At 34.2% G+C, this 6,501-nt stretch carries 5 protein-coding genes; 4 read left to right on the forward strand and 1 reads right to left on the reverse strand.

The window, feature by feature from the left end; translation table 11 throughout:
• Positions 1–51: 51 nt before the first annotated feature.
• Complete coding sequence (locus ABZA26_RS04915; protein ID WP_372713401.1) at positions 52–930, reverse strand: radical SAM protein; 879 nt, start codon at positions 928–930, stop codon at positions 52–54.
• Between the two features lie 522 nt (positions 931–1,452).
• On the opposite strand from ABZA26_RS04915, the gene ABZA26_RS04920 reads away from it, so the two are divergent.
• The 4 genes from ABZA26_RS04920 to ABZA26_RS04935 all read left to right on the forward strand — a co-directional run bounded on the left by ABZA26_RS04920 (position 1,453) and on the right by ABZA26_RS04935 (position 6,326).
• Positions 1,453–2,106, forward strand: a complete 654-nt coding sequence (locus ABZA26_RS04920) for an IclR family transcriptional regulator (RefSeq protein ID WP_372713402.1) — start codon at positions 1,453–1,455, stop codon at positions 2,104–2,106.
• Between the two features lie 257 nt (positions 2,107–2,363).
• On the forward strand, positions 2,364–3,443 hold the full coding sequence (locus ABZA26_RS04925) for a 2,3-butanediol dehydrogenase (protein ID WP_372713403.1): 1,080 nt from the start codon (positions 2,364–2,366) through the stop codon (positions 3,441–3,443).
• Positions 3,444–3,479: 36 nt separating this feature from the next.
• The gene (locus ABZA26_RS04930; RefSeq protein ID WP_372713404.1) at positions 3,480–4,232 is read left to right on the forward strand and encodes an SDR family NAD(P)-dependent oxidoreductase; all 753 of its coding nucleotides are present in this window, start codon (positions 3,480–3,482) and stop codon (positions 4,230–4,232) included.
• 303 nt (positions 4,233–4,535) lie between these two features.
• The gene (locus tag ABZA26_RS04935) at positions 4,536–6,326 is read left to right on the forward strand and encodes a polysaccharide deacetylase family protein (protein WP_372713406.1); all 1,791 of its coding nucleotides are present in this window, start codon (positions 4,536–4,538) and stop codon (positions 6,324–6,326) included.
• Positions 6,327–6,501: the final 175 nt, after the last annotated feature.

Genomic DNA, 6,501 nt, shown 5'->3' on the forward strand with positions numbered 1-6,501 from the left:
AGAATGTAATTAGTCTCCTTAAAGTCATATAAAATGAATCTTTTATATATTTTAAATTGTATGACGTTTTGGAATACTTTTTAAATAGTCTTCACCAACTCTTTCGACTGTTTTGTTTATTATCTCTATTGCCTTTTTTTTATCTCTCGGTAGTATTGCATCAAAAGGGATTGTATTTATAGCATGCCTCCCTAGATATTTTAGGCCCTCAACGTCTACGTTTTCAAATAAAGTTATCATCTCTTCAAAGATTTCCCCTTCTGTGGCAAGTTTGAACTTACCGCTATTTACATCATCCCATAATTTTGTGCCAGGATTTGGATTTAAAGTAGTAGGTGCTAATCCCATTGGTTTAGTTGCATTAATCAATTCAGCATTTGCAAGTGCATTTTCAGTTCCATTACCGATTCCTGCAGCACCATACATCATTCCATATATAAATCTAATTTCAGCATCTCCCAGTCTTTTTAATTGCTCTTTTGCCTCCTCTAGATTAAACCCTTTATTTAAATACTCAAGAGCTTCTTTATGCCCCGTTTCTACTCCCACCCACAAATCATTGATCCTTAATTTTGCAAGTTCCTTTAGTTCTTCATTAGTTTTACTTTTGATGTTATTGATATGAGCATACATTGTTATCACTTCAACTTCCGGGAAATATTTGATGATTTTTTCAGCAATGGGTTTTAATCTGCTTGCACTTAATACAAAGGCATCTCCATTTACTAAAAATACCCTTTTGACACTTTTATGGAGTTTTCTTGCTTCTTGCAGATCCTTCTCTACTTGTTCGATAGATTCAGTTGAAAACTGTGTCCCCCTATACATGGTACAAAAAGCACACTTATTATGTGCACATCCCACAGTTACTTGCAGCAGCAGACTCCCTGCTTCATAAGGGGGTCTGTAAATTGGTCCTGTATACTTCACGCTACTCACCTCTTTTTTCAATGTTATTCAAAACAGATAATAATAAAAGTTACTCCAACTATCAATGTCCTATTTTTTTTAACTACCTTACCCACTTGACTACTTCATTCGTATTTCTTCTTGTTTTCGACCAGTCAAGCTTGGCTTTTTTCTCTCCTTCATAACTGCACTCCTTTTTATTTCATAATTTTTATGTTATATTTTTCCGGTTTAAATTTCTTAAAATAAGATTAACACCCTTTTATCCAGATGACAAGTACGGTTTTTTTTGATAGATACTATGTAAAAAGATAGTAAAGCTGAAAATATAGGGATGCATAAACGCAATTTAAAATAAAAATGATCTTTTACTAAGTAAATATTCTTTAAATAATATTTTTTAGGATTTTGCAAAAAATATCCTGATTCCAACATTACCGAAACTTATGCTTTTAATAATTGATGATTTTTTTAGACTGTGCTATTATTTTAATAAATAATTTTAGGACAGAGATTTTGTGGATTGCACAAGGGAGAATAATAATGAGTGAAAAAAAATATATTCAGTCCGTTCAAAGGGCTTTTGGGATTATTCATTTTATAGCTGACAAAGGAACAGCAAAACTAAATGAAATAAGCGAAGCAACTGGACTAAAAACTTCTACTGCTTTTGGGATAATTCAAACTCTTGAACATTTAGGTCAGATTACAAGGACAAATGGTGGTCTCGATTATACGCTAGGTCTCAATAGTTTAAAGTTAGGTTTATCGTATATGAATGGTTCAGGAATTAGTGATAAAATAAATGAACTGTTGAATAAATTAGTCGAGAGAGTTGATGAAACCGCATCTTTTTCTTTAAAAGTTGGTAATAGATATTATTATCTCGATTATGTCCTGTCTTCTCAGCCTTTAAAGGTAGTCCTTGAGGAAAATAAGTTTATTGATTTTCCTGATGGAGCAGCTGTGGCAAAGGTATTTAACAACACCGACAAAAATTTAAAATATTTTACCGATTTTGAAGAAGTGTATCAGGGAACCAACTGCTTTGCTGTGCCGTATAAAACCGGAGGAACAATTGTTGGATGCGTGGCTCTTTCAGGCCCTAGTTTTCGTTTGACTGATGAAAAAATGAAAGAGACCTATGCCACTTATTTAGAAATCATGAAAGAATTGGGATTAGAAAATCATTTATAATTTGATTTATTAAAAAATTATACCAAGCCGCAGAAAAGAGTCATTTATAAACCTTTTCTGCGGTTTTTGTTTTCAACAAAACATTTTTACTATATTGCCGCATTATATAGTTTTTTTATGTGATTAATCCCTTAATGTTGAAAATCGCTATTGACACGAATAAAACTTTGCGATATTATAATAATATAATCGAATAGTGAAAGTTTTATCTTACATTACAAAAACTAAACTTATATATTCTAAGGAGGAATCATTTTATGAAAGCTGCATTATGGTATGGACCGAAGGATGTTAGGATTGAAGAAGTAGCAGAACCGGTAGTAAAGGAAAATGAGGTCAAAGTTAAAGTTAAGTGGTGTGGAATCTGCGGTACGGATCTACACGAGTATTTAGCAGGGCCAATTTTCATTCCGGTAGATGCAGAACATCCGGCAACTGGTGCAAAAGCACCTGTTATTTTAGGACATGAATTCTCTGGAGAAGTTGTTGAATTAGGAAAAAATGTTACTGAGTTTAAGATTGGTGACCCGGTAGTTATAGAGCCTCTTGTTACCTGCGGAGAGTGTAAAGTATGCAGAGAGGGAAATTACCACTTATGTGACAGCTTAGCATTTCACGGTTTAATGGATCTAGGTGGTGGACTGGCTGAGTATACAACATTCAGAAAAAATTTCGTTAAAAAATTGCCTGAGGGTGTAAGCTATGAAAAAGGTGCCCTTGTAGAACCATTAAGTGTTGCCCTGCATGCCATTGAAGTTGGTGAACTTAAAGTTAATCAGACTGCAGTTGTAGTAGGTGCGGGACCAATCGGATTAGCATTGATTGAAAATCTAAAAGCATTGGGATCAAAAAAAATAATCGCTGTAGAGTTATCAGCTAAGAGAAAAGAATTTGCTTTAAAAGTCGGAGCAGATGTAGTTCTAGATCCCCGTGAAGTAAATGTCGCTGAAGAAGTGAGAAAACTTACAAATGGATTTGGAGCAGATCTCTCATTTGAAGTTACAGGTGTTCAGGCTGGATTTGAAAGTGCTGTAGAGGTGGTTCGTAAGAAAGGTACAGTTGTAATTGTAAGCATTTGGGAAAAAGAAATCAATTTCAACTTAAACAATCTGGTAATGACTGAAAAGAAAATTGTCGGATCAGTTGTTTATGGAGAAGGTATCTTTGATACAACAATCAAATACCTGGCTGACGGAAGAATAAAAGCTGATCAGCTGATAACTAAAAAAATTCATTTAGATGACTTGGTAACAGAAGGATTTGCTGCATTAACTGGTAGCAATAGAGATAGCCAGGTTAAGATAATTGTAACTCCAGACAGAACTTTAATAGACTAATATTTAAAAACTTTGATTTGAAAGGACGGTAAGCAAATGAAGGGAATTAAAAACGGTGTAGTATTTATTACAGGTGGAGAAAACGGATTAGGAGCAGCTATTTCAAAAAAATTTGCCGAAGAGGGTGCAAAAGTTGTAATTTTTGGAATTGATGAAATAAACGGAAACAAAGTGGCAGAAGAGTGTAGTAAACTTAATGAAGGAGCCATGTTTATAAAAGGTAATGTTACGAATAATGATGATATTAAAAATGCCATGAACATCATTAAAGATAAATATGGGAAACTTGATTTTGCCGTAAATAATGCCGGTGTTACCGGAGGTCTTAAGCCATTTGGAGAAACAGCAAATGACCATTACGACCTGATAATGAATGTCAATGTAAAAGGTGTTTTCTTATGCATGCAGAATGAGCTTCAATTAATGATGGAAAATAAATTCGGTAAAATCGTAAATGTTTCTTCAGAAGCAGGAACTTCTGCAGGGTTTGAAGGACTTTCAGTATATGTAGGAAGTAAGCATGCTGTTAATGGTTTGACCAAAGCTGCTGCTATTGAATATGCTACAAAAGGAATTAATATCAACGCAGTTGCTCCTGGAACAATGTCAACACCACTTGTAAAGGCTTTTCCCCAGGAGGATCAAGACAAATTGGCTGCAATTCGTCCTTCCAATCGTTTAGTTAATGTTGACAGCGTTGCAAATACTGTTGTTTACTTATGTTCCGATTACTCAATGGATATGGTAGGTACAATTATATCTGTAGATGGCGGAAATACAATAAAATAGTCTAATTGATTGTAAATTAAAATTTATCTAAAACTACTAGCGGGACTAAATGTTCCCCTGGTAGTTTTTTCAACTTATTATAGCCCTCAAAAGAGTTTCAAAGAAATACAGTAATTTATCTGAATACCCTCATCAACTATTATTCTTGCTTCTTTTTCTAAAAAATTGACAAACTAAGACAAAAGCTTTAAAATATATTAAAATATTTTTGGTATATTTTTTAGTCTATGAAAAAATAAATAAAAATAACAATTTTCGAAAGGGGGCACTGCATATCTTAATGTATAGATACTGCAGGAATAAATGAATATATTGATGGCTTTATCTCAGCTCGAAGTTACAGGAGCAGAGGTTTATGCCGCTACTTTAAGTGACAGGCTTATAAAGAAGGGGCACAAGGTTTTCATTGTATCTGATACTTTTACCAAAAAAACCAGTGGGGAATACCATAAACTAGAATTTAATAAGCGTAGTCTTGTCAAAAGAATATCACAGGTGAAATTTTTAATTGATTTCATTAAAAAAAATGATATCCAGGTAGCTCACGCCCACTCTAGGGCTTCTTCGTGGAGCACTTCTATAGCCTGTACAATGACAGGCATACCTCTTATCACCACGGTCCACGGAAGGCAGCCTGTGCATCTGAGCAGAAAAATTTTTAAGGCTTTTGGAGACTACTCTTTCGCAGTATGTGAAAATATAAGAGACCACTTGGTAAAAGATTTGGGAGTGAAAGAGGATCAAATAGAGATCTTGAGAAATGGTATTGATATAAACTCATATATTGAAACTCCGCTTCCTCGGAATGATAAAAAAATAGTATCTATTATCGGAAGACTTTCAGGACCAAAAGGTGAAGTCACATATAAATTACTGGAAAAGGCACTGGATCCTGATCTATATCACATACGAATAATCGGTGGAAAAAATATTCCTGATAAATTTAAGAAATTCAGCGATAAGGTGGAGTTTTTAGGATATGTAAACAACATCCCTGAATTCATAAAGGAGTCTGACCTTGTAATAGGTGCAGGACGGGTGGCTGTAGAGGCAATCCTTTCTGGAAGGCCAGTACTGGCAATAGGCGAAGCTAAGTCCATCGGACTAATAACCAAAGACAATATTCAGGATGCTCTGAGCTCCAATTTCGGAGATATAGGAGTGAAGTTGGAAGAAGAGTTCAACTGGGACAAGATGCTAGAAGATATAAAAGAAGCATCTGAACTAAATGAGAATGAAATTCATGAAATAAGGCATAAAGTAAAAAAAGAGTTTGACCTAAAAAAAATAGTAAGAAATCTTGAGATTGCCTATCAAAGGCAGATTGTTCTCAAAAAAAAATACGAGATGCCCATTCTTATGTATCACAGAATAATAAAAGAAAGCAGTGAAAAAGGTGTCCATGGCACCTATGTGACCCTGGAACAGTTTGACGAACATATGAATACTCTGAAAAATATGGGTTATGAAACTGTCGTCTTTGAGGATCTACTTAAAAACAGGTTTAAACAGAGATTTGATAAGAATAAAAAACAGATTATGATCACTTTTGATGATGGATATGAGGATAACTACAAATACGCCTTTCCTGTGCTTAAAAAATACGGGTTCAAAGCCGTTGTGTATCTTGTTTCACATCTTGATTATAATAAATGGGATGTAGAAAATATAAACAATCCTGAAAAAAAATATCAGTTAATGACAAAAGAACATCTTTTAGAGATGCAGGAATATGGTATTGAATTTGGGGGACATACAAAAACCCATGCAAAACTTTCCCGTTTAGAGCCTGAAGAGGCTAGAGATGAGATTTTTGAATCAAAAGAGACTCTGGAAAATCTTCTGGATAAAAAACTTATATCCTTTGCATACCCCTACGGTGATCTAAATGACAGGGTAAAACAGATGGCAGAAGAAGCGGGATATAAATTTGCCGTAGCTACAGACTCTGGAAGTGTATGTTTCTCTGACGATCTTTTTCAGATAAGAAGAATCGGTATCTTCCCTACAATAAACTCCATGGGGTTCAAAAGGAAAATAAAAGGAAATTATAATTTTATTAAGATTAAAAGAGAACAGAAGAGCGAGAGATGACAAAGTCATCTCTCTATTTTTTTAGTTGATTAAATACTTTTATTTGATTATAATTTAGCTATAGATATGATTTTATACAGGGGGAGATATATGAAAAAAATTTTAACTGCCATTCTCATTTTAGCTGCGGTCCCAATTAACATTTTTGCTTCTGACAATAATCTCACCATAGGCG

Source organism: Ilyobacter sp. (genome assembly GCF_041583315.1).
Taxonomy (GTDB): Bacteria; Fusobacteriota; Fusobacteriia; order Fusobacteriales; family Fusobacteriaceae; genus Ilyobacter.